Genomic DNA, 23,595 nt, shown 5'->3' with positions numbered 1-23,595 from the left:
ATTTGGTGGGCTTTAATGCAGCTGCAGCGCGCCCGCGCTCTTGCTCTTGCCGGCGCGCGCCGGCGGGTTGCACAGGCCGCATTGGTAGTGGCGCGCGTTCTCGTACGGTTCGGAGACGAACAGGCCGGCGCAGCTGGTGCACTTGGTGCGCGTGAGCATGTTGGCATCGACGAACTTGACCAGGCGCCAGGCGCGGGTGAAGGAGAGCAAGGCTTCGAGCCCGGCAGCCTCGATCTGTTCGTTGTACAGGCGGTAGGCTTTGGTCAGCTGTTCGACCGCGTCCAGGCTCACGCCCTTGGCCAGGTATTCGTAGATGTTCAGGAACAGCGAGCTGTGGATGTTCTCCTGCCAGGTCAGGAACCAGTCGGTGGAGAACGGCAGCTGGCCCTTGGAGGGTGACTTGCCGGCGATTTCCTTGTACAGGCGGATCAGGCGCTCGTAGGAGAGCGTGGTTTCCGATTCGAGCACCTGCATCCGCGCGCCCATCTGGATCAGCAGCGCCGCGCGCTCGATCTGCTTGGACTCGTTGAGGACGCTTTTGACGGGGGCGGCGGTGGCAGTCATGGCAGCTTCTCCGGTGCGGCGGCTCGGTTACAGCACTTCGGCCACGCGGCTGGCCATGAGGATGTTGGCGTGCAAGGTGTTGGTCGCTTCGTTGCCGACCTTGCTGGTTTCGCTGCCGGCCTTCTTCAGGTTGTGGTTGGTCAGCAAGCTCCAGACCAGCTCATCGTCAACGCGGAAGCTGCACAGCAAGGTGTTGCGCGAGGCCAGCTTGAGCACCTGCGCGGCCGACAGGGCGGACAGGATTTCGCAGGCATCCTCGCTCATGCCCAGGCGAAAAACGGCTTCGGCCTTGTCGTGGCGGATCAGGTTCTGGGCCAACATCAGGTAGGTGAGGTTGGCTTCGCGGATCTCGGCGAGCAGTTGTTCGTTGGTCATGGTGCAATCCTTTCAAAAGGGGTTCGCGCTGCCGGTGGGCAAGGCGTAATCCGTTGAAATGGATTGTCATTTCGGCCCAAACAAAAATTAAGTCGGGCTTTGGCGCTGCGCGTTGTCGGCGTTGGCGCCGGTGCTTGTAGGAATTTGCCTGACAGCGCTGCCGGGCGCGCTCGCCGCTGTGGCAGGCGTCAGCCGCGCGCCACCGGGCGCTCGCTGCTGCTGCACCATTCGCTCCAGCTGCCGGCAAACAGGCGCCCGGCGGGCAGGCCGGCGAGCTCCATGGCCAGTAAATTGGGCAGGGCGCTGACGCCGCTGCCGCACTGGTGCACCACTTCGGCAGCGTCGCGTTCGTGCAACAGGGCCTCGAACTCGGCACGCAGCAAGGCGGCGGGCTTGAAGCGGCCGTCGCGGGCGATGTTGTCGCCAAACGGGCGGTTGAGCGCGCCTGGAATATGGCCGGCGACGGGGTCGAGCGGTTCGACTTCGCCGCGATAGCGCGCGGGTGCGCGGGCGTCGATGATGGTTTGCGCGCCGCCCAGGCCGGCCTGCACGGCGTCGGCGCTGAGCAGCTCGCGCAGCGGCGCCTGCAGGGTGAAGTTGCCGGGTGCGCGTGCGGCCTCGCTGCCGCTGGCGAGCGCGCCGCCAGCAGCCTGCCAGGCGGCCAGGCCGCCGTCGAGCACGGCCACGTCGGCGTGTCCGGCCCATTGCGCCATCCACCACAGGCGCGCGCAGTAGTTGCAGCCGTTGCGGTCGTAGACCACGACTTGCATGTCGGTATCGAGGCCGCAGGCGGCGAGCCAGGCGGCGACGGCGGCGCGGCCGGGCAGCGGGTGGCGCCCGCCGCTGGCGGCTTGGGCCCGGTCGTGGCTGCTCAGGTCACGGTCGAGGTCGGCATGGAGCGCGCCCGGGACGTGCGCCTGGGCATAGCTTTGTGCCCCAGCCTGGGGCGCGCTGAGGTCGAAACTGCAGTCAAAAACCAACAGGGGTGCGCCGCTGGCCTGCAAGGCTTGCAGGGCGCTGGCGCTGATGAGGGTGCGGTACGGCATGACGGGATGCATTGTGGGGTTTCTACGGCCCCGCCAATTGCCGGAAAAGCCGGGCTTTTTAGGCAGCTGCTGCCGTGCGGGTGCGCAGCGCCGTGGCGGCAATGCCGCTGGCGACGATCAGCGCCATGCCCAGCCAGCCCAGCGCGGCGATGTGCTCGCCCAGCAGCAGCACGCCGTAGAGGCTCGCAAAGACGATGCCGCTGTACTGCAAGTTGGCGGCCACCAGGGTGGCACGGGCGCTGCGGGCGCAGGTGTAGGCGCGCGTCATGCACCACTGGCCGCCGGCGGCAAACAGGCCCAGGGGCAGCAGCCACAGGGCGTGCCAGCCGGGCCAGGGCGAGAGGCCGGTGAGCGCCATGGCAGCGCCGCCGGCGATGGCGGCGCCCAGGGCAAAGTAGAACACCGTGCGCGTCTCGGGCTCGCCAGCGCGCGCCAGGGCGCCGACCTGCAGATAGGCCAGCGCGGCCGACAGGCCCGAGGCCAGGCCGATGGCCGCCGCCAGGCCCTGGCCGCTGCCCACGCTCGGGCGCAGCAGCAGGGCGACGCCGCCAAAGCCCAGCAGCAGCGTGGCCAGCAGGGTGGGCGGCGGCGCCTGGCGCGGGCCCTTCCAGCCGAGCAGGCCGGCGGTGGTGAGCAAGGCGGCAATCCACAGGCTGCTGGTGTAGTTGAGCGTCATCGCCGTGGGCAGCGGCAGCTGCGTGGTGGCGTAGAACCAGGCGCCGAGCGAGGCCACGCCCACCAGGCTGCGCCAGGCGTGCATGGCCGGCAGGCGGGTGGCCAGCGCCACGCCCTGGTGGCGCGCCAGCAGCCACAGCAGGGCGGCGCTGACCAGGCCCCGGTAGCACACCAGTTCGGCGGTATTGAAATCGGCCGAGGCGATCTTCACGCACATGCCCATGCTGGCAAACAGCAGCCCGGCGAGCACCATCCACAGCGCTTGCATTGTTTTTTTAGACGTAAAAATAGCTGCCAGCGCTTATGGGGTAAGCGTGAACAGCTATTAAGGCAACGCTGAAAAAGTCCCGCGCGCGCGCTGCATCCCCGGTTTGGGCGATCTGCGGCGTTGCAAATGCTCGCAATAGCGATGGCTATTGCTGCGCTTTACGCCTTGCAGCTCATCCCAACCCGGGGCGCATCGCATCGCGGGGACTTCTTCAGCGTCGCCTAAATTCATAGTCGATGGAATTTACAGCGTACCCATTTTCTGGCGGTACCAGGCGTGAAAGTGCTGCATTCCGTCCTCCATCGGGCTTTGGTAGGGGCCGACTTCGTTGTCGCCGCGCTGGTACAGGGCTTGGCGCCCGGCGTCCATGCGCTCGCCGATTTCGTCGTCCTCGATGGCGGTTTCCATGTAGGCCGCTTGCTGCGCTTCGACGAATTCGCGCTCAAAGGCAACGATTTCTTCCGGGTAGTAGAACTCGACCATGTTCAGCGTCTTGTTCACGCCCAGCGGCTGCAGGGTGGAGACGGTGAGCACGTGCGGGTACCACTCGACCATGATGTGCGGGTAGTAGGTCAGCCAGATGGCGCCGCGCTGGGGTTTTTCGCCGCCCTGGTACTTGAGCAGCACCTCGTGCCACTTTTTGTACACATCCGAGCCGGGTTTGCCAAAGCTCGGCGCCACGCCCACCGTCTGCACGGAAAACTCCTGGCCGAACTGCCATTTGAGGTCGTCGCAGGTGACGAAGTTGCCCAGGCCGGGGTGGAAGGGGCCGACGTGGTAGTCCTCCAGATAGACCTCGATGAAAGTCTTCCAGTTGTAGTTGCACTCGTGCAGCTCGACGCGGTCGAAGGCGTAGCCCTCGAACGAGAGCGCGGCGCGCTCGCCCATGGCGGCCAGGTCGGCGGCGATGTCGCGGCCGTTGTCCTCGAACAAAAGGCCGTTCCACTCGCGCAGGCGGTAGTTGTTCAGGTCCAGGCAGGGGTCGTGGGCGAAATGCGGCGCGCCCAGCAGCTGGCCGCTGGGGGCGTAGGTCCAGCGGTGGATGGGGCAGACGATGTTGCCGCCGGCGTGGCCCTTGCCCTGGCCTTGCAGGTTGCCCCGGCCCTTGAGCATGATGGCCTGGCGGTGGCGGCAGACGTTGGAGACCAGCTCGATTTGCCCCCGGGCGTTGTGCACCAGGGCGCGGCCCTCGCTCTCTTGCGGCAGGGCGTAGTAATCGCCCGCCTGCGGTACGTTCAGCGCATGGCCGACGTAGCGCGGGCCGGGCTGGAACAGGGTTTGCACCTCGCGCTGGAACAGGGCGGGGTCGAAATAGCTGGAAACTGGTAGTTGGCTTGCGGCCTGCTGCAGCTGAAGACTTAAATCAGACATGGGCGACCTGATAAAGACTCCCCACAGGGAGGGACTGAAAAAACAAAACCGGCCGGGATGCATACCCAGGGCCGGCTTCAAGGGAAAGGGATTATAGGCGCCATGGTTATCCCGGGGGTGGGTGCTGGTATTGGCGTGCGCGCTAGGGCGTGGGCCGCGTCGGCAGGGCCTTGGGCTGCGCCTAAAATCGCCCGTTTTCACCCCCTCGCCCCCCTTTTGCACCATGCCCAAGGCCACCGCCCCAGCTGCCCCCGCCAGCTACGAAGCAGCGCAGCAAGAGCTGGAACAACTCGTGGCCCGTATCGAGGCCGGCCAGCTGCCGCTCGACGAGATGCTCGCCGGTTACCAGCGCGCCGCTTTTTTGCTCGATTTTTGCCGCGCCCGGTTGCAGGCGGTGCAGGCGCAGATTCAGGTGCTCGATGAAGGGATGGCGCACGCATGGACAGCACAGTGAATTCTTCGGCTTCTTTGTTTGATCTTTCGGCCTGGACGGCGCAGCAGCTGGCGCAGGTCGAGGCCGCGCTGGTGCAGTGGATGCCGCAAGAGGCGCCCGCCGATCTGGGCGCCGCCATGCGCTACGCCGTGCAGGGCGGGGGCAAGCGCCTGCGCCCGCTCTTGGTGCTTGCCGCCAGCCAGGCCGTGGGCGGCCAGGCGGCAGCAGCGCTGCGCGCGGCCTGCGCGGTGGAGCTGATCCACGCCTATTCTTTGGTGCACGACGACATGCCGTGCATGGACAACGACCTGCTGCGCCGGGGCAAACCCACGGTGCACGTGCAGTTCGGCCAGGCGCAGGCGCTGCTGGCGGGCGACGCGCTGCAGGCGCTGGCTTTTGAGCTGCTGGTGCCCGACGACGCCGCCATCGCCCCCGCCGTGCAGGCACGCCTGTGCCGGCTGCTGGCGCAGGCCTCGGGCGTGCACGGCATGGCGGGCGGGCAGGCGATCGACCTGGCCAGCGTCGGCCTGGCACTGACCGAGGCCGAGCTGCGCCACATGCACCGCCTGAAAACCGGCGCCTTGCTCCAAGCCTGCGTGACGATGGGCGCAGCCTGCGGCGCGGCCAGTGCCCAGGCGCAGGCGCAGCTGGCGGCCTACGGCGCGGCGCTGGGCCTGGCGTTCCAGGTGGTGGACGACATTCTGGACGTGACGCAGGACTCGGCCACCCTGGGCAAGACGGCAGGCAAGGACGCGGCCAACGACAAACCCACCTACGTGTCGCTCCTGGGACTGCCCGCCGCCCGCGCCTACGCCGATGATTTGCTGCGCCAGGCGCAGGCCGCGCTCGATGCCAGCGGCCTGCAAGACACCCAGGCCCTGGCCGCGCTGGCGCAGGCCGTGGTGCACCGCTCGCATTGACGAAATTTTGAAGTGTTTTAGGCCGCTAACGCTTATTGAATAAGCGTGAGTAGCTATCAAAAAGATAGTAAATGTCCACCCAGACCTACCCCCTGCTTGAGCGCGTCACCGAGCCCGCTGCGCTGCGCCGCCTGGCGCGCCATGAACTGCCGCAGCTGGCGCAAGAGCTGCGCGCCTACCTCATCGACAGCGTGGCCAAAACCGGCGGTCACCTGAGCTCCAACCTCGGCACGGTGGAGCTGACCATCGCCCTGCACCACGTCTTCAACACCCCGCACGATCGCCTGGTGTGGGACGTGGGCCACCAGACCTACCCGCACAAAATCCTCACCGGGCGGCGCGAGCGCATGGGCACGCTGCGCCAGTTGGGCGGCGTCTCGGGCTTTCCGCGCCGCGACGAGAGCGCGTTCGACACCTTTGGCACCGGGCATTCGTCCACCAGCATCTCCGCCGCCCTGGGCATGGCGCTGGCGGCGCGGCAAAAAGGCGAGAGCCGCCACTGCGTGGCCATCATTGGCGACGGCGCCATGACGGCGGGCATGGCCTTCGAGGCGCTGAACAACGCCGGCGTGCAGGAAGATGCGCGCCTCCTGGTCATCCTCAACGACAACGACATGAGCATCAGCCCGCCCGTGGGCGCGCTCAACCGCTACCTGGCGCAGCTCATGAGCGGCCAGTTCTACGCCAAGGCGCGCGACGTGGGCAAGAACGTGCTCAAAAACGCGCCGCCCCTGCTCGAACTCGCCAAGCGCCTGGAGCAGCAGGCCAAGGGCATGGTGGTGCCGGCGACGCTGTTCGAGAAATTCGGCTTCAACTACATCGGCCCCATCGACGGCCACGACCTCGACTCGCTCATCCCGACGCTGGAGAACATCCGCGAATTGAAGGGCCCGCAGTTCCTGCACGTGGTCACCAAGAAGGGCCAGGGCTACAAGCTCGCCGAGCAAGACCCCGTGGCCTACCACGGCCCGGGCAAGTTTGATCCCAGCGTGGGCCTGGTGGCCCCGGCCACGCCCGCCAAACAAACCTTTACCCAGGTGTTTGGCCAGTGGCTGTGCGACATGGCGGCGCAGGACGCGCGCCTGGTGGCCATCACCCCGGCCATGCGCGAGGGCTCGGGCATGGTCGAGTTTCACCGTCGCTTTCCCGCGCGCTACCACGACGTGGGCATTGCCGAGCAGCACGCCGTCACCTTCGCCGCCGGCCTGGCCTGCGAGGGCGTGAAGCCCGTGGTTGCCATCTACTCCACCTTCTTGCAGCGCGCCTACGACCAGCTGATCCACGACGTGGCGCTGCAGAACCTGCCCGTGGTCTTTGCCCTGGACCGCGCCGGCCTGGTGGGCGCGGACGGCGCCACGCACGCCGGCGCCTACGACATCGCCTTCATCCGCTGCATTCCCAACATGGCCCTGGCCTGCCCGGCCGACGAACGCGAATGCCGCCAGCTGCTCTCTACCGCCTACGCGCAAAACTACCCCGTGGCCGTGCGCTACCCGCGTGGCAGCGGTGCCGGTGTGGCGCCGCTGGAGGGTTTGGAGGGCCTGCCCTACGGCAAGGGCGAAGTGCGCCGTGAGTGCCAAGGCGAAAGCGCCGGGCCGCGCATCGCCATCCTGGCCTTTGGCACGCTGTTGTACCCGGCGCTGGCGGCGGCAGAAAAATTGGACGCCACCGTGGCCAACATGCGCTGGGCCAAGCCGCTCGATACCGAACTGCTGCTGCAGCTGGCGGCCACGCACGACGCGCTGGTGACGCTGGAAGAGGGCTGCATCCAGGGCGGCGCGGGCAGCGCGGTGTGCGAGGCGCTCAACGCTGCCGGCGTCTCCCTGCCGGTGCTGCAGCTGGGCCTGCCCGACGCCTTCATCGAGCACGGCGACCCGGCCAAACTGCTGGCGCTGCAGGGGCTGGACGCTGCGGGCATCGAGGCGGCCATTCGGGCCCGCTTTGCTGGTTTGTCCGGGGGCGCGTTGTAAGCGCGGCGGCATAGAGGCTTTTTACAATGCGCGCGGCCACTGCCAAGCGGTGGCCGGTTTTTTATAACGACACAGGAGACCCTTGTCATGGATCGTCGCTCTCTCATCAAAAACGCCGGTATCGCCGGCGTGTTGGCCGCAGGCGTGGCCCCAGCCGTACATGCCCAGGAAACGGTGCGCTGGCGCCTGGCGGCGAGCTTTCCCAAGTCGCTCGACACCATTTTTGGCAGCGCCGAAAAGCTGTCGGAAACCGTCAAGGCGCTCTCGGGCGGTAAGTTTGAAATCTCGGTGCATCCGGCGGGTGAGCTGATGCCCGCTTTTGGCGTGGTCGATGCGCTGCAGGGCGACACCATCGATATTTCGCTCACGGCGGCCTATTACTTCACGGGTAAGGATCCTATTTTTGCCTTCAGCTGCGCCGTGCCCTTTGGCTTTACGCCGCTGCAAATGTCGGCCTGGAAAGACCACGGCAACGGCCGCAAGCTGCTTGACGCCTTCTTTGAAAAATACAACTTCAAGACCGCCAGCGCCGGCAACACCACGACGCAGATGGGCGGCTGGTACCGCAAGGAAATCAAGGGCCCGGAAGACCTCAAGGGCCTGAAGATGCGCCTGGGCGGCGGCGTGTTTGGCGAGGCCATGGCCAAGCTTGGCGTGGTGTCGCAGAACATGCCTGCGGGCGACGTGTACCAGGCACTGGAAAAAGGCACGCTCGACGCGGCCGAGTTCGTCGGTCCCTACGACGATGAAAAGCTGGGCTTCAACAAAGTGGCCCCCTTCTACTACTACCCTGGTTGGTGGGAGGGTGGTGCCGATTTGGAGTTCTTCATCAACCTCAAGAAATACAACGCCCTGTCGGCGCAGAACAAGGCGATCTTGGACGCCGCCACGCGTGTTGCTTCGGCCGACATGACGAGCAAGTACCAGGCGCTCAACCCCCTGGCGCTCAAACGCCTGGTGGCCAACAAGACCCAGCTCAAAGCCTTCCCCAAGAGCTTGATGGATGCGGGTTTCAAGGCTTCGATGGAAGTTTTTGCCGAGCACGAAGCCAAGTCGCCCGAGTTCAAGAAAATCCACCAGGACATGCGTGCCTTTCAGCGTGACCAGATTCTGTGGAATCGCTTCTCGGAGTACCCGTTCAACCAGTACATGAACAGCGTCAAGATTTAAATTTAGGCAACGCTGCCGGGCCAACGCCCGCAGCCCCTGGGGTTGCGGGCGTTGTTGTTTGTGCCGCGCGTGGTGCTATCCCAAGTAGAAAGGCCGTTGTGCACGCTTCCTCCCTTGCTTTGAACTTTGTGGCGGCCGATGGCTACCGCCTGGCGGGCCAGCGCTTTGCAGCGCAGGCGCCCCTGCGCGGGCGCCTGGTGGTGGCTGGCGCAACCGCCGTGCCGCAAGGCTTTTACCGGCGCTTTGCCGAGTTTGCCAGCGCCCAGGGTTTTGAGACGGTGACGTTTGACTACCGGGGCATGGGCCAATCGCGCCCGCCCCGGCTGCGCGGTTTTCGCATGGACATGCTCGACTGGGGGCGCCAGGACTTGGCGGCCGTGGTTGATGCGCTGGCGGTCGATGATGTGCCGCTGTACCTGGTGGGCCATTCATTTGGTGGCCATGCCCTGGGGCTGCTGCCCAACCACCACAAGCTCGCGGGCTGCTATCTGTTTGGCTTGGGCGCCGGCTGGCACGGCTACATGCCCCGGGGCGAGCGCCTGCGCGTGCTCACCATGTGGCGCGTGGTGCTGCCGCTGCTGACCTGGAGCAAGGGCTACTGCCCCTGGCGGATGCTGGGCCTGGGCGAAGATTTGCCGAGGGACGTGTTTCACCAGTGGCGCCGCTGGTGCCAGTTTCCGCATTTTTTCTTTGACGACCCGCAGCTGCCCGACCTGGCGCAGCGCTATGCCCAGGTGCGCACGCCCATCGTGGCTGCCAATGCCCTCGATGACCTCTGGGCGTTGCCTGCCTCGCGCGATGCCTTTGTGCGGGGCTACAGCGGCGCGCCGCTGCAGCGCAAGGAGATCGACCCGCGCCTGCTGGGCACGCAGGTGGGCCACATGGGCTACTTCCGGCCCCAGGCCCAGGCTTGCTGGCAGGAGGCGCTGGGCTGGTTTGGCAGCCTGGCAGCGCCGGCGTAGCGCGCAGCGCGCGGTCGATCAGGGCTTGGGCTGCTGCTGCACGGCGTCTTGCAGCGCCTTGAGTGGATCGTCTTCGGCGGGGGCGGCTTCGGGAGTGGCCTCAGGGGCGACTTCTGGCGCGGCCTGCGGGCTGGCTTCGATGGGGGTTTCGCCGTAACCCTGGTCGTTCTGCAGCTCATCGAGGAGCTGGTTGCCCACCGCCTCCATATTGACCTCGACCTTTTTATCCAGGCTGCCGGTGACGATGCCGGGGAAGGCAATCAAGGTGCTGACCATGACGAGCTGAATCAGCACGAAGGGGATGGCGCCCTTGTAGATTTGCATCGTCGTCACCGGGGCGATGGTCTGGCCCGTGACGCGGTCCACATAGGGCTTTTCGGGCGCGACGCTGCGCAGGAAAAACAGCGCAAAGCCAAACGGCGGGTGCATGAACGAGGTTTGCATATTCATCGCCAGCAGCACACCAAACCAGATCAGGTCAATGCCCATCTTGTCGGCCACGGGGCCGAGCAGCGGCACGACGATGAACGAGAGCTCGAAATAATCGAGGAAGAAGGCGAGGAAGAAGATCATCAGGTTGACGACGATCAGAAAGCCCACCTGGCCGCCGGGCAGGCTGGCCATGAGGTGCTCGACCCACTTTGGGCCATCGGCGGCCTGAAAGATCATGCTGAAGGTGGTGGCGCCAATCATGATGAACATGACAAAGCTCGCCAGCCGCGTGGTCGAGCCCAGGGCTTGTTGCAGCAGCTTCATGTTCAGGCGCCCGCGTGCAAAACCGATGATGAGTGCCGCCATCGCGCCCATGGCACCGCCCTCGGTGGGGGTGGCAATGCCCAAAAAGATGGTGCCCAGCACCAGGAAAATCAGCAGCAGCGGCGGGATGAGGACAAAGGTCACGCGCTCGGCCAGGCGCGAGAGCAGGCCGAGCTTGAACACGCGGTTGATGCTGGCGAGCACGAAGGCAATCGCCGTGCCGCCGCACATGGCGGTGACGACCTTCTCGTCGGTCGGCACCTCCAGCACCTCGTGGCCCTGCCACCAGGTGTGCACGTCGGCCATGTGCGCCGCCAAGAACAGCGCCACGGCGGTGGAAATGCCCATGACCACCGTCAGCGACAGGTAGCCGCCGCTGCCGTCGGCCTCGCGGTAGATGCGCGCCTGGGGCGGCAGCGCGGGCACGGCGGCGGGCTTGACGATGGCCACAATCACCACCCACAGCACGTACAGCCCCATGAGCATGAAGCCGGGGATGAAGGCGCCCTTGTACATCTCGCCCACGCTCTTGCCGAGCTGGTCGGCCATGAGGATGAGCACCAGCGAGGGCGGAATGATCTGCGCCAGCGTGCCCGAGGCCGCAATCACGCCGCTGGAGAGGCTGCGGTCGTAGCCGTAGCGCAGCATGATGGGTAGCGAGATCAGGCCCATGGAGATGACCGATGCCGCCACCACGCCGGTGGTGGCAGCGAGCAGCGCGCCGACAAAAATCACCGCCAGCGCCAGGCCGCCGCGCACCGGGCCAAAGACCTGGCCGACGGTGTCGAGCAAGTCCTCTGCCATGCCCGAGCGTTCCAGAATCAAGCCCATGAAGGTGAAGAAGGGCACGGCCAGCAGCGTGTCGTTGGCCATGATGCCAATGAGGCGCTGGGGCAGCCAGGCCATGACGGAGGCCGGGAAAATGCCCAGCTCAATGCCCAAAAAGCCAAAGGCCAGGCCGCAGGCACCGAGACTGAAGGCCACCGGAAAGCCCAGCAGCAAAAAGCAGATCAGCCCCGCAAACATGAGGGGGGCGTAGTTGGTGGTGATGAATTCCATGGTGTCGCTCTCCGGCCGCGCTCAGTGCTGGGCCTTGGGGGCCGGGGTGGATTTTTGGGCTTCTTGTGCGCGCAGGGCTTCGAGCAGTTCTTCCTCGGCGGTTTTCTCGCCCAGGCGGCCCATGGGGTCAGGCCCTTGCCCAGCGAGGAAGGCGATGCGCTTGATGAGCTCCGACCAGCCTTGCAGCATCAACAGCGTGATGCCCACCGGAATGGCCACCCACACCGGCCAGCGGATCAGGCCGCCGGGGTTGCCCGACATCTCGCCCGATTGGATTTTTTGCAGCACCTCGGGCACGCTCAGCCACAAAATGGCAAGGCACAGCGGCGTGAGGAAGAAGGCAAAGCCCAGGATGTCGATCCAGACCTGGGTTTTCTTGGATAGGCGGCTGTTGAGTACGTCGATGCGCACATGCTCGCGCTGCAAGAGGGTGTAGCCGGCAGCAATCAGGAACGACCAGGCGAACAGGTACCACTGCACTTCCAGGAAGGCGTTGGAGCTGGTGTCGAACACCTTGCGTACGATGGCGTTGGCGGCGCTGACGAAGGTGGCGGCAAAAATCAGCCAGATGCTGTATTTGCCGACGAACGCGTTGAGCCTGTCGATGGCCCGGGACAGGGATAAAAGCGCCTGCATGGTGTCTCCAAAAAAGCCCGGCCAGAACGCAGCGCTGGCCCGCAGGAGAAGGAGGGCGCAGCCAGCCGCCGGCGCGGGAAGCGGGCCATTGTACGCAGCAAAATAACGTCTGGCTGACAGAGCAAAACCGCCTCAAAGGCTTGTCCATCAAGCGCGAGGCGCTTGTAAAAGCGTAGCACCGAGGGTTATTACGGGGGCGGACTAATCGACCAGCGCCACCGCCTTGACCTGGGCGAACACCGTCTCGCCCACGGCCAGCTGCAGCACGCGGGCCGAGCGTTCGGTGATGCGCGCGAGCAGCGCCGTGCCGCTGGCGTCGAGCGCCACCAGCAGCTGGCCCGGGCTGTCGGGGGCCAGGGCGGTGATGCGCACCGGCAGCAGGTTGAGGATGGAGCTGTCCTGCGGGCGGCTGCGCGCCAGGCTGACGTCGCGCGCCAGCACGCGCAGGCGCACCTCGCTGCCCAGCGGCGGCGGCTGGGTGTGCACCAGGTGCAGCAGCCCGCCGGCAAAGGCGGCGCTCAGCAGCTGGTCGCGGCTGTCGTGTGCGCACACCCGCGCCTGTACCAGGGTGGCGGCGCCGCCCTCGTGCGCCAGCGGCAGGTCCGGGCGTGCCAGCAGATCGGCCGTGGCGCCCTGGGCGCGCACGCGCCCGCGTTCGAGCAGCACCAGGTGCTGCGACAGGCGCGCGACCTCGTCGCTGGCGTGGCTGACGTAGAGCAGTGGAATGTCGAGCCCGCGCTGCAGCCGCTCCAGGTAGGGCAGCAGCTCGGCCTTGCGCGCCGCGTCCAGGGCGGCCAGCGGCTCGTCCATGAGCAGCATGGCGGGGCTGGCGGCCAGGGCGCGCGCAATCGCCACCCGCTGGCGCTCGCCGCCCGAGAGCGTGTGCGGCGCACGCGCCAGCAGCGCCTGCAGCCCCAGCAGCTCCACCGCCTGCTCCAGCGACACGCGCCGGCGCGCGGCGGGCAGGCGGCGCAGGCCGTATTCCATGTTGCGCTGCACGCTCAGGTGCGGAAAAAGGCTCGCCTCCTGGAACACATAGCCCAGCTGGCGCCGGTGCGTGGGCAGCCAGTGGCCGCTGGCGCTGTCCTGCCAGAGGGCGCCGTTGACCTGCACCCGCCCCTGGCCGCGTTCGAGCCCGGCGAGGGCGCGCAGCAGCGTCGTCTTGCCGCAGCCCGAGGGGCCGAACAGCGCCGTCACGCCCTGGCCCGGCAGCTGCAGATCGACGTCGAGGGAAAAATCGGCGCGCGCCAGCTGCAGCCGTGCCAGGATGGCGCCGCCGCTGCTCATCGCGCTGCCTTGGGCTGCAGCCACTGCAGCAGCATGAGGACGATGAAGGCAAACGCCACCATGCCGCCCGCCAGGTGGTGCGCCTGGGCGTACTCCATGGCCTCGACGTGGTCGTAAATTTGTACCGAGACCACGCGCGTCACGCCCGGAATGTTGCCCCCGAGCATGAGGATGACGCCAAACTCGCCCACCGTGTGCGCAAACGTCAGCACCGCTGCCGTGATGAAGCCCGGGCGCGCCAGCGGCAGGGCGACGGTGAAGAAGCGGTCGAGCGGCCCCGCGCCCAGGCTGGCCGCGACCTCCAGCGGGCGCGGCCCCATGGCCTCGAAGGCGCGCTGCAGCGGCTGCACGGCAAAGGGCAGCGAATACACCACCGAGCCCACCACCAGCCCGGCAAAGGTGAACGGCAGCCGCCCCCAGCCCAGCGCCTGCGTCAGCTCGCCGATGGGGCCGCTCGGGCCCATCAGCACCAGCAGGTAAAAGCCGATCACCGTCGGCGGCAGCACCAGCGGCAGCGCCACCACGGCGCCGATCGGCCCGCGCCAGCGCGAGCGCGTGTGCGCCAGCCACCAGGCCAGCGGCGTGCACAGCACCAACAGCAGCAGCGTGGTCGTGCCCGCCAGGCGCAGGGTGAGGAGGATGGCGGCCCAGTCGTCGGCCGCAAGCGTGGGCATTGCTCTTGTTTTGCTAGCTGGTAGCGCTTGATGGATGCGGGTTTATGGGCAAAATGTACCGGTAAACCGCACCCATAAAGCGTGAGGTGCTATCAAAATCGATAGCCGTAAGCCTGGATGACGGCGTGCGCCTTGGCGCCCTGCAGGTACTCCAGCAGCGCCTTGGCCGCCGGGTTGTCGTGGCCGGGCTTGAGCAAGATGGCGTCCTGGCGGATGGTGTCGTGCAGGCTCTCGGGCACCACCCAGGCCGAGCCGGCGCGCAGCTTGCCGTCTTCCATCACCTGCGACAGGGCGACAAAGCCCAGCTCGGCGTTGCCCGAGGCGGCGAACTGGTAGGTCTGGCCGATGTTCTCGCCCTGCACGATGCGCGCCTGCACCTGCTGCGCCAGGCCGAGCTTGTCCAGGGTCTGCATGGCGGCGCCGCCGTAGGGCGCGAGCTTGGGGTTGGCAATGGCGATGTGCTGCCAGTCGGTTTTGTGCAGCACCTTGCCATCGGCATCGACGTAGCCCGGCTGCTTGCTCCACAGCACCAGCTGGCCGATGGCGTAGGTAAAGCGGCTGCTGGCCTCGCCCAGGCCCTCCTTGGCGATTTTTGCCGGGGTGGCATCGTCGGCCGCCAGCAGCACGGCAAAGGGCGCGCCGTTGGCGATCTGGGCGTAGAACTTGCCCGTGGCGCCAAATGACAGCTGTGCTTTGTGGCCGGTGTCTTTTTCAAAATCGGCGGCGATTTTTTGCATCGGCGCGGTGAAGTTGGCGGCCACCGCCACCGCCACTTCGCCCGCCTGGGCGCCCAGGGTGCACAGTGCGCAGCACAGCAGAGCGGCGCGGGAGAGGGGGCGCAGAGCAGCGGGTAGAAAGGCAGGCGGGAAAGCGGGCATGGGAGGCATCCTTTCGTTATTCCGAGTTTGAATAGCGAGCGAGTATAGCCAGGGTTCTCCCGGAATTTCTGTAATTTTGGGCATGATGGCGGCCATGCAGTCATCACCGTCTTCTGGCCTGGCCTACGCCCAGGCCCTGGGCCACGAGAGCGCGGACAAGCGCATCGACATCCTGCGCCAAATTGGCGCGGGCGGCTCCATCTCGCAAGCAGCGCGCGCCGTCGGCATCAGCTACAAGGCGGCCTGGCAGGCGCTCGATACCCTGACCAACCTCGCCGGCGTGCCGCTGGTCGAGCGTGCCGTGGGCGGCGCTGGCGGTGGCGGCGCCTTGTTGACCGACGCCGGCCACGCCCTGCTGGTCGCGCACGCCGCCATGGCGCAGGCGCGCGCCGAGGTGCTGGCGCGGCTGCAAGGCGCTGGTGGCCAGGGCAGTGCTGCTGCCCGCCTGGGCTGGCGCAGCAGTATGCGCAACCAATGGCCGGTGCTGGTGCAGGCCCTGCAGGCCGACGGCCCGCTGGTGCGCGTGCACCTGCAGGGCGCGCAGGCGCCGGCGCTGCAGCTGGTGGCGCGCATCACGCACGAGAGCGCCGAGCTGCTCGGCCTGGCGCCCGGCCTGGCGCTGCTGGCGCTGTGCAAGGCGACGGCGGTGCAGGCGCTGCTGCAGGCGCCGGCCCCGGGCAGCAGCAACTGCTGGCCTGGGCGGGTGCGGCGCCTGGCGCAGGGCCCGGCGGGCGACGAGGTGGCAGCCGAGCTGGACGCCGGTGTGCAAATGGTGGGCTTTGCGCCAGCGGGTAGTGGCCTGACCGAGGGCGTGCGCCTGTGGCTGCAGGTGGACGAGTCGGCCCTGGTGCTGGCGGTGCCGGGTTGATGTAAAGCGGCGGTAAAAGACCCGCCCTCTGCCCCGGGCGGGCTGTGGTGCTGGCTACCATTGGCGCTTTCGTGTTCGCACTGCCGCCGTCATGCCTGCTGCCTGTTCTTTTTCGCGTCCGTTTCGTCCCTTTTCTGCTGCGCGCCAGCGCGGGCGCAAGGCGTTGCCCCTGGTGTTGATTGCGGCGGCCCTGGCCTTGGGGGGCGCGGTGTGGTGGCAGCAGCGCAGCACGCCCAGTACCACGGCGGCGCGTGGCCCGGGGGGCTTTGGCGGGCCTGGGGGGCCATTTGGCGGGCCGCCGGGGGCCGGAGGTGGGCAGGCGCAGCCGGTGTCGGTGGGCCTGGTGCAGCGGCGCGACATGCCTGTGCTGGTGTCCGCCATCGGCACCATGAATGCCCGCGCCACGGCGGTGGTGCGCACCAAGGTGGCCGGGGAATTGACGGCGCTGCACCTGCGCGAAGGCCAGGAGGTCAAGGCCGGGCAGCTGCTGGCGCAAATTGATCCGCGCAGCTACCAGGCCAGCGTCGATCAGCTGCAGGGCAGCCTGCAGCGCGACCAGGCGCTTTTGAAAAACGCCGAGCTCGATTTGCAGCGCTACCAGCAGCTGCAGGCGCAGGACTCGATTGCCGGGCAGCAGGTCGATACCCAGGCGGCGCTGGTGCGCCAGTACCAGGGCCAGGTGGCGGCAGACCAGGCGCAGCTGGCCAATGCCCGGTTGCAGCTGAGCTATACCCGCATCACGGCGCCGATTGCGGGCCGTCTGGGCCTGCGTAATGCGGATTTGGGCAACGTGCTCAACCCCAGCGACGCCGCTGGCCTGGTCAGCATCGCCCAGGTGCGCCCGATCGACGCCTTGTTCGCCGTGCCCGAAGCCCATTTGCCAGCGCTGCGTGCACGCCGGGCGCAGGGCGCTGCCGTGCCCGTGCAGCTGTGGGACAAAGACAATAAAACGCTGCTGGCGCAGGGCGAGGTCAGCGCCATCGACAACGCGGTGGACGTGGCCACCGGCACGGTCAAGATCAAGGCCGCTTTTGCCAACGAAGATGGGCAGTTGTACGCCAACCAATTCGTCAACGTGCGCCTGCAGCTCGATCTGCTGGCGCAGGCCCTGACGGTGCCGGCGGCGGCGCTGCAAAACAACGCCGTGTATGTGGTGCAGGACGACGGCACGGTGACCCAGCGGCGCCTGCGCACGCTCGCCGTGGACGGCGAGCGGGTGGCCGTGCAGGGCGACCTGCCCGAGGGCGCGCAGGTGGTGACCGATGGCCTTGACCGCCTGCGCGAGGGGGCCAAGGTGCAGGTGATCGACGCCCAGGCCGCCGCCGACAAGGCCGCGCAGGCGGCGCAGCAGGCGAGCGCGCGCCGCGCCGAAGTGATGAAAAACCTCACGCCCGAGCAGCGCGAAAAACTCGCCAAGATGGGGCCCGAGGAGCGCAAGGCATTCATGCGCAGCCTGCGCAGCGCCCCTGCTGCCGCCCCGGCCGCCGCGCACTGAGGCCGGCCCATGAATCTTTCGCGCATCTTCATCCTGCGCCCCGTGGCCACCTCGCTGTTGATGGTGGCGGTGCTGATTGCGGGCCTGCTGGCGTACCGCTGGCTGCCGATCTCGGCCCTGCCGGAGGTGGACTACCCCACCATCCAGGTGACCACGCTCTACCCTGGCGCCAGCCCGGAGGTGATGACCTCCAACGTCACCGCGCCGCTGGAGCGCCAGTTGGGCCAGATGCCGGGGCTGGGGCAGATGTCCTCCACCAGCTCGGGCGGGGCCTCGGTCATCACCTTGCGCTTTGGTCTGGACATGGCCATGGACGTGGCCGAGCAGCAGGTGCAGGCGGCCATCAACGCCGCCGGCAATTTGCTGCCCAACGACCTGCCGATGCCGCCGCTGTACAGCAAGGTCAACCCGGCGGACGCGCCCATCCTGACGCTGGCGATTACCTCGCCGAGCCTGCCGGTGATCCGCGTCAACGACCTGGTGGAAAACCGCCTTGCGCCCAAGCTCTCGCAGGTCAAGGGCGTGGGCCTGGTGGCCATTGCCGGTGCGCGCCGGCCGGCAGTGCGCATCCAGGCCAACCCGGCGGCGCTCGCCGGCCTGGGGCTGACGCTCGAAGACGTGCGCAGCACCATTGCGGCGGCCAACGTCAAGCAGGCCAAGGGCGGTTTTGACGGCCCGCTGCGCGCCTCGACCATCGATGCCAACGACCAGCTGCAGTCGGCGCAGGAGTACCGCGACCTCATCATCGCCTTCAAGAACGGCGCCCCGGTGCGCCTGTCGGACGTGGCGCAGACCGTGGACGAGGCCGAAAACACGCGCCTGGCGGCCTGGGCCGGGCAGGCCGGGCAGGGCGATACGGCGCTGCGCGCCGGCGTCATCCTCAACATCCGGCGCCAGCCGGGGGCGAACGTGATCGACACCGTGGACCGTATCAAGGCCCTGCTGCCGCAGCTGCAGGAGACGTTGCCGGCGTCGCTCGACGTGCACATCCTCACCGACCGCACCCTCACCATCCGTGCCGGCCTGCGCGACATGCAGTGGGAGCTGTTGCTGGCGGTGGTGCTGGTGGTGGCGGTGATTTTTGTCTTTTTGCGCAGCGGCACGGCCACCATCATTCCCAGCCTGGCGGTGCCGCTGTCGCTCATCGGCACCCTGGGCGTGATGTACCTGGCGGGCTTTTCCATCAACAACCTGACGCTGATGGCGCTGACCATCGCTACCGGCTTCGTCGTCGATGACGCCATCGTCATGATCGAGAACGTGGCGCGCTACGTCGAGGCCGGCGAGCCGCCGCTGGCGGCCGCGCTGCAGGGGGCCAAGCAGATCGGCTTCACCATCATCTCGCTCACCATCTCGCTGATCGCGGTGCTGATCCCGCTCCTGTTCATGGGCGACGTGGTGGGGCGGCTGTTCCACGAATTTGCCATCACCATGGCGGTGGCGATTTTGATCTCCGCCGTCGTCTCGCTCACCCTCACGCCGATGCTGTGCGCGCGCCTGCTGCGCAGCGAGAGCGCGCAGGCATACAGCCGCCTGCACGCGGCCACCGGGCGTTTTTTTGACCGCACCATCGCCGGTTATGGCCGCTGGCTCGACTGGGTGCTGGCGCACAGCCGCCTGACCTGGGGCGTGTTCCTCGCCACCCTGGGGCTGACGGCGCTGCTGTACCTGTGGGTGCCCAAGGGCTTTTTCCCGCTGCAGGACACCGGCACGCTGCAGGCGACGACCGAGGCCGCGCAGTCGATCTCGTTTGCCGCCATGGCCGAGCGCCAGCAGCAGATGGCCGAGCGCATCCTGGCCGATCCGGCGGTGCAGAGCGTCTCCTCCTTCATCGGCGTCGATGGCAGCAACACCACGCTCAACAGCGGGCGCCTGCAGATCGACCTCAAGCCCCACGGCCAGCGCCCGGCCCTGGCCGAGGTGCTGCGCCGCCTGAATGCGGCCACCGCCGACATCCCCGGAATGCGCCTGTACCTGCAGCCGGTGCAGGACCTGAGCGTGGACGAGCGCGTGGCGCGCACCCAGTACCAGCTGCTGCTGTCCTCGGCCGACATGGCGCAGCTCACGCACGCCACCGAGGCCCTGCTGGCGCGCCTGCAGGCCCTGCCCGCGCTGCGCGACGTCAGTAGTGACTTGCAGCAGCGCGGGCGCCAGGCTTACGTGCAGATCGACCGTGCCCAGGCCAGCCGCCTGGGGGTGACGGTGGCGGGCATCGACGCTGCGCTCTACGACGCCTTCGGCCAGCGCCTGATCTCGACCATCTTCACCCAGTCCAACCAGTACCGCGTGGTGCTGGAGGTGGCGCCGCAGTACCAGCTCGGGCCCGAGGCGCTGGCGCAGATTTACGTGCCCTCCAGTCTCGGCGCGCCCGTGCCGCTGACGGCGCTGGCGCAGGTGCAAGAACGCAGCACGGCGCTGGCGGTGAACCACGTCGATCAGCTGCCGGGCAGCAGCATTTCGTTCAACACCGCGCCTGGTGTGGCGCTGGGCGCTGCGGTGCAGGCCATCGAGCAGGCGCAGCAGCAGCTGCAGGCGCAGGGCGCGTGGCCGCTGGCGGTGGAGATGCATTTCCAGGGTGCGGCGCTGGCCTTCCAGGCGTCGCTGTCCAACACCTTGCTGCTGATTTTGGCGGCGGTGGTGACGATGTACATCGTCCTGGGCGTGCTCTACGAGAGCACCATCCACCCGGTGACGATTCTCTCGACCCTGCCCTCGGCGGGCGTGGGTGCGCTGCTGGCGCTGGCGCTGGCCGGACTGTCGATCGACATCATTGCCGTCATCGGCATCGTGCTCTTGATCGGCATCGTGAAGAAGAACGCCATCATGATGATCGACTTTGCCCTGGAGGCGCAGCGCAGCGAGGGCCTGGCGCCGCGTGCGGCCATCCACCAGGCCTGCCTGCTGCGCTTTCGCCCCATCCTCATGACGACGCTGGCAGCGCTGCTGGGCGCGCTGCCGCTGATGCTGGGCCAGGGCGTGGGCAGCGAGCTGCGCCACCCGCTGGGCGTGACCATGGTCGGTGGCCTGATCCTGAGCCAGTTGCTCACGCTGTTCACCACGCCGGTGATCTACCTCACGTTTGAGCGCTGGGCGCAGCGCTGGAAGCAGCGGGCATGAACCTGTCGGCGCTGTTCATCCACCGCCCGATCGCCACCATGCTGCTGACCATCGGCCTGGTGCTGGCCGGTGCGATGTCGTATTTTTTGCTGCCGGTGGCGCCGCTGCCGCAGGTGGAGTACCCGACCATCTCCGTCTCCGCCAGCCTGCCCGGTGCCAGCCCCGACACCATGGCGGCGACGGTGGCAACGCCGCTCGAACGCAGCCTGGGGGCGATTGCCGGCGTGACCGAGATCACCTCCAGTTCCTCGCAGGGCAATACGCGCATCACGCTGCAGTTCGACCTCGACCGCAATGTGGACAGCGCCGCCAACGATGTCCAGGCCGCCATCAACGCTGCGCGCACCCTGCTGCCCAGCGGGATGCCGAGCAACCCGACCTACCGCAAGGTCAATCCGGCCGATGCGCCCGTCCTCATCCTGGCGCTGACCAGCGACACCCTGACGCGCGGCCAGATGTACGACGTCGCCTCCACCGTGCTGGCGCAAAAGCTGGCGCAGATCGAGGGCGTGGGCCAGGCCAACGTCAGCGGCGGCGCGCTGCCGGCGGTGCGCGTGCAGCTCGATCCGCAGCGGCTGGCGGCGCAGGGTGTGTCGCTCGAGCAGGTGCGCCAGGCCATTGCCGGCACCAACGCCAACCGCCCGCTGGGCGCGGTCGAGCGCGAAGACCATTACTGGCAGCTCGGCGCCAACGACCAGGCGCGCAGCGCCGCCGAATACGCGCCGCTGGTGCTGCGCTGGCGCGAGGGCCGCGCCGTGCGCCTGGGCGACGTGGCCGAGGTGCTCGATTCGGTGCAGGACCTGCGCAACTACGGCAGCGCCGATGGCAAGCCGGCCATCCTCATCCAGATCAACAAGCAGCCCGGCGCCAACATCTTGCAGACCGTCGAGCGCGTGCGCGCCCTCATGCCGCAGCTGCAGGCATCCATTCCGAGTGCGATCGACATCACCGTCGTCTCCGACCGCACGCCGACGCTGCGCGCCTCGCTGGTCGAGGTGCAGCGCGCCCTGGCGCTGGCCGTGGGGCTGGTCATCCTGGTGGTGTTTTTGTTCCTGCGCAATGGCCGTGCGACGCTGATTCCGAGCGTGGCCGTGCCGGCCTCGCTGGCGGGCACCTTCGGCCTCATGTACCTGGCGGGCTACACCCTGGACAACCTCTCGCTGATGGCGCTGACGGTGGTCACCGGCTTTGTCGTCGATGACGCCATCGTCGTGCTGGAGAACACCATGCGCCACATGGAGCGCGGCATGGCGGCGCTGCCGGCGGCGCTCTTGGGCGCGCGCGAGATCGGCTTTACGGTGGTGTCCATGAGCCTGTCGCTGATTGCGGTGTTCGTGCCGATCTGGTTCATGGGCGGCATCGTCGGGCGGTTTTTCCGTGAATTTGCCATCGTCATGTCGGCAGCCATTTTGGTGTCGATGCTGGTCTCGCTCACCACCACGCCCATGATGTGCGCGCACCTGCTGCGCCAGCCGCTGCGCACGCGCACGCCCTCGCGCCTGTCGCGCTGGCTCGATGCGCAGGGCGCGCAGTGGCTGCGCGCCTACCGCCGCAGCCTGGCCTGGTGCCTGCGCCACCCGCTGTGGCCGCTGCTGGCGCTGGCGGCGGTGGTGGCGCTGAACGTGCATCTGTACGTCGCCATCGACAAGGGCTTCATGCCCGAGCAGGACACGGGCCGCATCATGGGCTTCATCCGCACCGACCAGGCCAGCTCCTACCAGGCGATGGAGCAGCGCATCCAGCGCTTCATCGCCATCGTGCGGGCTGATCCGGCGGTCGAGCACGTGACCGGCTTTACCGGCGGCGGCGGGCGCACCAACGCCGGAGCCATGTTCATGACGCTGCAGCGCGGCGTGTCCTCGTCGCAGGTCATCGAGCGCCTGCGCGGCCAGCTCAAGGGCGAGCCCGGCGCCAACCTGTTTCTGGTGCCGCAGCGCGACATCCGCATCGGCGGGCGGCAAAGCAGTGGTTCGCTCGACTACACCCTGCAGGCCGACGAGGTGCAGCAGCTGCGCACCTGGGAGCCGCGCATCCGCCAGGCGCTGTCGCAGCTGCCCGAGCTCGAAGACGTCAACAGCGACGTGCAGGACCTGGGCCAGGAAACCCTGCTGGTGATCGACCGCGACGCCCTCGCGCGCCTGGGCCTGACCATGGCGCAGGTCGATGCCACCCTGGGCGACGCTTTCAGCCAGCGCCAGGTGGGCGTGATCTACAACCCGCTCAACCAGTACCGCGTCGTCATGGAGGCGCTGCCGCGCTACCTGCAAAGCCCTGAGGCCCTGCGCGGCTTCTTCTTCGTCAACAGCCGGGGCCAGCAGGTGCCGCTCACGGCCTTTGCGCGCATCACGCAAAGCAACACGCCGCTGGCGGTGAACCACGAGCGTGGCACGCCGGCGAGCACCATCAGTTTCAGCCTGGCGCCGGGGGTGTCGATGTCGCAGGCGCGCGATGCCGTCAACCAGGCGGTGGCGCAGCTGGGCGTGCCGGTGGCGGTGCGCGGCAGCTTCAGCGGCACGGCCGGCGCCTTCGAGCAGGCCCTGGCGGGCCAGCCGCTGCTGATCCTGGCGGCCATGGTGTGCATCTACCTGGTGCTGGGGATGCTCTATGAAAGCCTGGTGCATCCGCTGACCATCCTCTCGACCCTGCCTTCGGCGGGTGTCGGCGCGCTGCTCGGGCTGATGCTGTTCAAGACGGAGTTTTCGCTGATTGCGCTCATCGGCGTCATCTTGCTGATCGGCATCGTCAAGAAGAACGCCATCATGATGATCGACGTCGCCCTGGTGCAGCAGCGCCGGGGCCACAGCAGCGCGGCGCAGGCCATCTACCGCGCCTGCAACCTGCGCCTGCGCCCCATCCTCATGACCACGCTCGCCGCCCTGGTGGGCGCGCTGCCCCTGGCCCTGGGCCGGGGCGATGGCGCCGAGCTGCGCCAGCCGCTGGGCATTGCCATCGTGGGCGGCCTGCTGGTGAGCCAGGTGCTCACGCTCTACACCACGCCGGTGGTCTATGTGGCCCTGGATCGCCTGCGCCGCAAAGGACGTATTTGATGCTGTCGTTTTACTATCATTTTT

At 67.6% G+C, this 23,595-nt stretch carries 19 protein-coding genes; 9 read left to right on the top strand and 10 right to left on the bottom strand.

What is annotated here, in order from left to right; translation table 11 throughout:
* Positions 1-12 precede the first annotated feature (12 nt).
* The 5 genes from flhC to G7045_RS09280 all read right to left on the bottom strand — a co-directional run bounded on the left by flhC (position 13) and on the right by G7045_RS09280 (position 4,299).
* Positions 13-564 carry a flagellar transcriptional regulator FlhC gene (gene flhC / locus G7045_RS09300; RefSeq protein WP_166159371.1) on the bottom strand — a complete coding sequence of 184 codons (552 nt, stop codon included), beginning with the start codon at positions 562-564 and terminating at the stop codon, positions 13-15.
* 27 nt (positions 565-591) lie between these two features.
* A complete protein-coding gene (gene flhD / locus G7045_RS09295) occupies positions 592-939 on the bottom strand; it encodes a flagellar transcriptional regulator FlhD (protein ID WP_166159370.1) in 348 nt (115 codons plus the stop codon).
* Between the two features lie 188 nt (positions 940-1,127).
* Complete coding sequence (locus G7045_RS09290; RefSeq protein WP_166159369.1) at positions 1,128-1,985, bottom strand: sulfurtransferase; 858 nt, start codon at positions 1,983-1,985, stop codon at positions 1,128-1,130.
* Positions 1,986-2,043: 58 nt separating this feature from the next.
* Complete coding sequence (locus tag G7045_RS09285) at positions 2,044-2,928, bottom strand: DMT family transporter (protein ID WP_166159368.1); 885 nt, start codon at positions 2,926-2,928, stop codon at positions 2,044-2,046.
* Positions 2,929-3,171: 243 nt separating this feature from the next.
* Positions 3,172-4,299 carry an aromatic ring-hydroxylating dioxygenase subunit alpha gene (locus tag G7045_RS09280; RefSeq protein ID WP_166159367.1) on the bottom strand — a complete coding sequence of 376 codons (1,128 nt, stop codon included), beginning with the start codon at positions 4,297-4,299 and terminating at the stop codon, positions 3,172-3,174.
* A 223-nt stretch (positions 4,300-4,522) separates the two neighbouring features.
* Between G7045_RS09280 and xseB the strand changes: the two genes are divergently transcribed.
* The 5 genes from xseB (at position 4,523) to G7045_RS09255 (ending at position 9,754) form a co-directional block, all read left to right on the top strand.
* The gene (xseB, locus tag G7045_RS09275) at positions 4,523-4,753 is read left to right on the top strand and encodes an exodeoxyribonuclease VII small subunit (protein ID WP_166159366.1); all 231 of its coding nucleotides are present in this window, start codon (positions 4,523-4,525) and stop codon (positions 4,751-4,753) included.
* Positions 4,738-5,652 (top strand): polyprenyl synthetase family protein, encoded by a 915-nt coding sequence (locus tag G7045_RS09270; RefSeq protein ID WP_166159365.1) that lies wholly within the window; start codon positions 4,738-4,740, stop codon positions 5,650-5,652. Before xseB ends, G7045_RS09270 begins: the two co-directional genes overlap by 16 nt.
* A 71-nt stretch (positions 5,653-5,723) precedes the next feature.
* The gene (gene dxs, locus G7045_RS09265; protein WP_166159364.1) at positions 5,724-7,622 is read left to right on the top strand and encodes a 1-deoxy-D-xylulose-5-phosphate synthase; all 1,899 of its coding nucleotides are present in this window, start codon (positions 5,724-5,726) and stop codon (positions 7,620-7,622) included.
* An 87-nt stretch (positions 7,623-7,709) separates the two neighbouring features.
* Positions 7,710-8,792: a TRAP transporter substrate-binding protein gene (locus tag G7045_RS09260; protein WP_166159363.1), complete on the top strand. Its 1,083-nt coding sequence runs from the start codon at positions 7,710-7,712 to the stop codon at positions 8,790-8,792.
* Between the two features lie 98 nt (positions 8,793-8,890).
* Entirely contained in the window at positions 8,891-9,754 is an 864-nt protein-coding gene (locus G7045_RS09255; protein WP_166159362.1) for an alpha/beta fold hydrolase, read from the top strand.
* An 18-nt stretch (positions 9,755-9,772) separates the two neighbouring features.
* Here G7045_RS09255 and G7045_RS09250 read toward each other — a convergent pair whose 3' ends face one another.
* The 5 genes from G7045_RS09250 to modA form a co-directional block, all read right to left on the bottom strand.
* Positions 9,773-11,569 carry a TRAP transporter large permease subunit gene (locus G7045_RS09250; protein WP_166159361.1) on the bottom strand — a complete coding sequence of 599 codons (1,797 nt, stop codon included), beginning with the start codon at positions 11,567-11,569 and terminating at the stop codon, positions 9,773-9,775.
* A 21-nt stretch (positions 11,570-11,590) separates the two neighbouring features.
* Positions 11,591-12,205, bottom strand: a complete 615-nt coding sequence (locus tag G7045_RS09245; RefSeq protein ID WP_166159360.1) for a TRAP transporter small permease subunit — start codon at positions 12,203-12,205, stop codon at positions 11,591-11,593.
* A gap of 201 nt (positions 12,206-12,406) precedes the next feature.
* Positions 12,407-13,492 carry a molybdenum ABC transporter ATP-binding protein gene (gene modC / locus G7045_RS09240; RefSeq protein WP_166160416.1) on the bottom strand — a complete coding sequence of 362 codons (1,086 nt, stop codon included), beginning with the start codon at positions 13,490-13,492 and terminating at the stop codon, positions 12,407-12,409.
* Positions 13,489-14,166: a molybdate ABC transporter permease subunit gene (gene modB, locus G7045_RS09235; RefSeq protein WP_166159359.1), complete on the bottom strand. Its 678-nt coding sequence runs from the start codon at positions 14,164-14,166 to the stop codon at positions 13,489-13,491. The genes modC and modB overlap by 4 nt, the downstream gene beginning before the upstream one ends.
* Positions 14,167-14,258: 92 nt before the next feature.
* Positions 14,259-15,044 carry a molybdate ABC transporter substrate-binding protein gene (modA, locus tag G7045_RS09230; protein WP_166159358.1) on the bottom strand — a complete coding sequence of 262 codons (786 nt, stop codon included), beginning with the start codon at positions 15,042-15,044 and terminating at the stop codon, positions 14,259-14,261.
* Positions 15,045-15,138: 94 nt separating this feature from the next.
* On the opposite strand from modA, the gene G7045_RS09225 reads away from it, so the two are divergent.
* The 4 genes from G7045_RS09225 to G7045_RS09210 all read left to right on the top strand — a co-directional run bounded on the left by G7045_RS09225 (position 15,139) and on the right by G7045_RS09210 (position 23,571).
* Entirely contained in the window at positions 15,139-15,912 is a 774-nt protein-coding gene (locus G7045_RS09225) for a TOBE domain-containing protein (RefSeq protein WP_240919196.1), read from the top strand.
* Between the two features lie 91 nt (positions 15,913-16,003).
* On the top strand, positions 16,004-17,407 hold the full coding sequence (locus G7045_RS09220; RefSeq protein WP_166159356.1) for an efflux RND transporter periplasmic adaptor subunit: 1,404 nt from the start codon (positions 16,004-16,006) through the stop codon (positions 17,405-17,407).
* A gap of 9 nt (positions 17,408-17,416) precedes the next feature.
* Complete coding sequence (locus G7045_RS09215; protein WP_166159355.1) at positions 17,417-20,524, top strand: MdtB/MuxB family multidrug efflux RND transporter permease subunit; 3,108 nt, start codon at positions 17,417-17,419, stop codon at positions 20,522-20,524.
* Positions 20,521-23,571, top strand: coding sequence for an efflux RND transporter permease subunit (locus tag G7045_RS09210; protein ID WP_166159354.1), 3,051 nt, complete (start codon positions 20,521-20,523; stop codon positions 23,569-23,571). The genes G7045_RS09215 and G7045_RS09210 overlap by 4 nt, the downstream gene beginning before the upstream one ends.
* The last annotated feature ends 24 nt before the right edge of the window (positions 23,572-23,595 follow it).

The organism is Acidovorax sp. HDW3, assembly GCF_011303755.1.
Lineage (GTDB): Bacteria > Pseudomonadota > Gammaproteobacteria > Burkholderiales > Burkholderiaceae_C > Paenacidovorax.
The sequence above is the reverse complement of the archived record's forward strand: the minus strand, read 5'-3'. Positions and strand labels throughout refer to the sequence as shown.

Bases quoted from the DNA above. Each gene is read 5' to 3' on its own strand.
- flhC (WP_166159371.1), bottom strand. From the start codon at position 564: ATGACTGCCACCGCCGCCCCCGTCAAAAGCGTCCTCAACGAGTCCAAG.
- flhD (WP_166159370.1), bottom strand. From the start codon at position 939: ATGACCAACGAACAACTGCTCGCCGAGATCCGCGAAGCCAACCTCACC.
- G7045_RS09290 (WP_166159369.1), bottom strand. From the start codon at position 1,985: ATGCCGTACCGCACCCTCATCAGCGCCAGCGCCCTGCAAGCCTTGCAG.
- G7045_RS09285 (WP_166159368.1), bottom strand. From the start codon at position 2,928: ATGCAAGCGCTGTGGATGGTGCTCGCCGGGCTGCTGTTTGCCAGCATG.
- G7045_RS09280 (WP_166159367.1), bottom strand. From the start codon at position 4,299: ATGTCTGATTTAAGTCTTCAGCTGCAGCAGGCCGCAAGCCAACTACCA.
- xseB (WP_166159366.1), top strand. From the start codon at position 4,523: ATGCCCAAGGCCACCGCCCCAGCTGCCCCCGCCAGCTACGAAGCAGCG.
- G7045_RS09270 (WP_166159365.1), top strand. From the start codon at position 4,738: ATGGACAGCACAGTGAATTCTTCGGCTTCTTTGTTTGATCTTTCGGCC.
- dxs (WP_166159364.1), top strand. From the start codon at position 5,724: ATGTCCACCCAGACCTACCCCCTGCTTGAGCGCGTCACCGAGCCCGCT.
- G7045_RS09260 (WP_166159363.1), top strand. From the start codon at position 7,710: ATGGATCGTCGCTCTCTCATCAAAAACGCCGGTATCGCCGGCGTGTTG.
- G7045_RS09250 (WP_166159361.1), bottom strand. From the start codon at position 11,569: ATGGAATTCATCACCACCAACTACGCCCCCCTCATGTTTGCGGGGCTG.
- G7045_RS09245 (WP_166159360.1), bottom strand. From the start codon at position 12,205: ATGCAGGCGCTTTTATCCCTGTCCCGGGCCATCGACAGGCTCAACGCG.
- modC (WP_166160416.1), bottom strand. From the start codon at position 13,492: ATGAGCAGCGGCGGCGCCATCCTGGCACGGCTGCAGCTGGCGCGCGCC.
- modB (WP_166159359.1), bottom strand. From the start codon at position 14,166: ATGCCCACGCTTGCGGCCGACGACTGGGCCGCCATCCTCCTCACCCTG.
- modA (WP_166159358.1), bottom strand. From the start codon at position 15,044: ATGCCCGCTTTCCCGCCTGCCTTTCTACCCGCTGCTCTGCGCCCCCTC.
- G7045_RS09225 (WP_240919196.1), top strand. From the start codon at position 15,139: ATGCAGTCATCACCGTCTTCTGGCCTGGCCTACGCCCAGGCCCTGGGC.
- G7045_RS09220 (WP_166159356.1), top strand. From the start codon at position 16,004: ATGCCTGCTGCCTGTTCTTTTTCGCGTCCGTTTCGTCCCTTTTCTGCT.
- G7045_RS09215 (WP_166159355.1), top strand. From the start codon at position 17,417: ATGAATCTTTCGCGCATCTTCATCCTGCGCCCCGTGGCCACCTCGCTG.
- G7045_RS09210 (WP_166159354.1), top strand. From the start codon at position 20,521: ATGAACCTGTCGGCGCTGTTCATCCACCGCCCGATCGCCACCATGCTG.